We start from the raw sequence: 2791 nt of genomic DNA, 5'->3' as shown, positions 1-2791 counted from the left end.
GTCGATGTTTCCGAGGACGAGAGCCGCAATCTGCTGGCCGAGCTGTTTGCCTACGGCACGCGGCCCGAACTGCAGTACCGCCACCAATGGCTGCCCCACGACATGGTGTTCTGGGACAACCGCTCCGTCACCCACCTGGCCGCCGGCTGCCCACCGCAGATGCGTCGCCGCCTGCACCGCACCACCATCGAGGGCGACAAGCCGTTCTGATCATGCTTGGCGCACGCTGATCGCGGCCGAGTTCTTCTTCGGCGCATCATCGGGCAGCGGTGGCCTGGACTGGTACATCTTCCAGAGCCGCAACGAGCCGCTGACCGACCGCGTGTTCGCCGGCCTGGCCACCATCGTGCTGATCAGCTGGCTGGTCGAGCGCTTCCTCTTCGACACCGTCGAGCGGTTGACGGTGAGGCGTTGGGGCGTGCAGCGCTGAGTTTGTCAGCCGGCGCGTCTGCGCATGCGGAGCCCGAGTGCGAGCAGTCCCACCGTGAGCAACGCCCATGCACCGGGCTCCGGGATGGGTGCGTTGCCGATGCCCGCGCTGAACTCGAATGCGTAGCCCGGGCCGACGCCGCCGGCGAAGGTGAACACGGGGTCGATATAGGCGGTGGCAATGGCCCAGGGCCCCGACGAAGCGCCGGCGAAGGCGTCGGCAACCAGCGTCACGCGGTAGATATGGCTGGGCTTGAGCAACAGCGCGACGTCGTGGTCGAAGCTCTGATTGAAGCTGCCCTGCAGCGCGCCAGTTTCGATGCCGTCGCTGAAGACCGGCTGTAGGCCGAGGCTCACGTCTTCCAGCAGCCATTGCGCCTTCATCGCAAAGCCGGCGAAGGGGTCGACATTGTTCGACGAGCCCAGCACCCGCCCGGCCACGGCGGCGTTCACGCCCACATCCGCATTCGGGTCCGCGCCCGGTGGGGCGACGACCTGCATCTGGTAGGTCAGTTGCGCGCTGGCCCGCCCGGTGAAGCCGGGGCCAACCCCGACCTCGGCGTACAACGATGGGCTGGGCAGGGGCGATGCGTCGAGCCGAACCTGGCCGCCCGGGCCGAGCAGCGGGAAGCTGCCGAAGCCGTCGACCTGAATGGCGGCTGGTGGTTCGAAGTTGAAGGAAACCTTGCCGGCCACGGCGGCCGGCGCAAGGGTGTTGGCCTGAACGATGCCGGCCGCGGCCAGCAACAGGGCACCCGACAGGGCCAGCGCGATTCGCGAGGTGGGCATGAGCGCCTCCAGGCTTGGCAATGACAAGTGGCGAAGCGTAGGCCTGTGGGGGTGTGGGCGGCAGCCTCAGGTTCTAGGGGGCTCATGCAGGCCGGCGCCTGCCTTGCGTCCTGGAACTTCACACTGACCTCATACCGACCTCACCGAAGGTCTGCACAGTTCAGGTCATGGCAGCCCTGCGCGAGGCAGCTCAACACCCGAGAGGAATCAAGAGGATGACGACCGGAAAAGACGACGCACACTGGGTCGAGGTCGTCGACGGAGAGGGTCTTTACCCTGTCAAGATGCTAGGCCCCTATGCCACTTCACGCTTGGCAGACAAGGCGCATCGCGGCGTCATGCGCTTGCTGAATGTCGGGCGATACACGGTCGCGGTCGTGTCGCAGCAGGATCTCGAAGGCCGCAAACAGAGCGATGAGATCACCTCATGAGCCTCTCGGCGAGCCATGGGGTCGCCGCCTCCACCGGCCCAATGCGCCGGTGAGGATCGGGAGATTGAGAGATTGACTTCGTCTGGAGATCCATACTGCGCGTTCACCTTCAGCCAGTTCAGATTCCACTCCTTGCCGATGGATTTCAGGCGCAGGGTGTGGTTGCCGGCTGTCATGGCGAAACTGGTGCTGGTTTTGGTGGCCCAGGTTTGCCAGCCACCGGTGTTGGGAACGGCCATGACATCGACAGCTTTGGCGCCATCAACCCAGACTTCAAAACCGGTGCTGCCATTGGCGCTCGCCAAGCGGTAGTCGATGGTGAAGTTGCCAGCGGCGGCCACGTTGATCTTGAATTCGATGTAGTCGTCGGGATCAAAGTAGCCGACGTCCTGGCCGCCGCCGGTGTCGGTGCAGGTCTCGGTCTGGACGCCGTTCATGCCCGTGAAGGCCTCAGCCTGCAGGGTCGCAGGTACCGGCACCGCGAGGACGGCGGTGCTTGCGGCGTCGCTGTAATAGCTTTCGTTGGCCGCGGTCAGTGCAGTCACCACGTAGTAATAGGTCGTGCCAGTGGCCGCGGTGGCGTCCGTGTAGGTGGCGGTGGTGACTTTTTCGGCGAGCTTGGCGAAAGCGCCGCCGGCGCCGATCGCGCGGTAGACGCTGTAGCCGGTGACCTTGGCATCGCTGCTCGCATCCCAGCTGAGCCCGTTGCCGTTGCCGCCTTCGGCCAGTTTCAGGTTGGCTGGGCGTGCCGGCAATTGGAAGACTTCCGGCGCGGTCGTGCTCACCATCCATTGGGCCAGGCCGGAGTGAACTTCGTAGGCCTGGGTGGCGTAGCTCTTGAACAGGTTCTCGATTTCAGCCACGGTGGCGGTGGTGAAATCCACCTTGCCATTCATGTCGATGACGTCCTTGCCCTGCACCGGCTCCTTGTCGAGCAGGTACATCTCGGCCCAGGTGTTGGCACTGCCGTTGTCCTTGAATACGCCGTTCAATGCGTAGGTCTGGCCGCCTTCGAGGGTGATGGCCTGGTAGATGCCGCCATTGATTTCGCCGGTGATGCCGTCCGGGCGGGTCACGCGCAAGACGGCGCCGTCGCTGCCAGTCGGGGTTTTGCCCGCCGCAGAAGCGTTGAAGTCCAGGTT

Annotated in this window: 3 protein-coding genes and 1 pseudogene; 2 read left to right on the top strand and 2 right to left on the bottom strand. The window is 64.8% G+C overall.

Annotated elements, in window-relative coordinates:
- On the top strand, positions 1-210 hold a 210-nt coding region (locus ACXJKR_RS29045), incomplete at its 5' end, for a TauD/TfdA dioxygenase family protein (protein WP_457325799.1).
- 4 nt (positions 211-214) lie between these two features.
- Positions 215-430, top strand: a pseudogene (locus ACXJKR_RS29040) (ABC transporter permease); the annotation flags it as partial.
- Between the two features lie 5 nt (positions 431-435).
- Here ACXJKR_RS29040 and ACXJKR_RS29035 read toward each other — a convergent pair.
- Positions 436-1218: a PEP-CTERM sorting domain-containing protein gene (locus ACXJKR_RS29035; RefSeq protein ID WP_457325798.1), complete on the bottom strand. Its 783-nt coding sequence runs from the start codon at positions 1216-1218 to the stop codon at positions 436-438.
- A gap of 295 nt (positions 1219-1513) precedes the next feature.
- Positions 1514-2791, bottom strand: a 1278-nt coding sequence (locus ACXJKR_RS29030) for a carbohydrate-binding protein (RefSeq protein ID WP_457325797.1), incomplete at its 5' end; no start/stop codon positions are given.

This window comes from Roseateles sp. P5_E11 (assembly GCF_054049355.1).
This window is presented reverse-complemented; position numbering and strand designations above follow the sequence as displayed.

Bases quoted from the DNA above. Each gene is read 5' to 3' on its own strand.
- ACXJKR_RS29035 (WP_457325798.1), bottom strand. From the start codon at position 1,218: ATGCCCACCTCGCGAATCGCGCTGGCCCTGTCGGGTGCCCTGTTGCTG.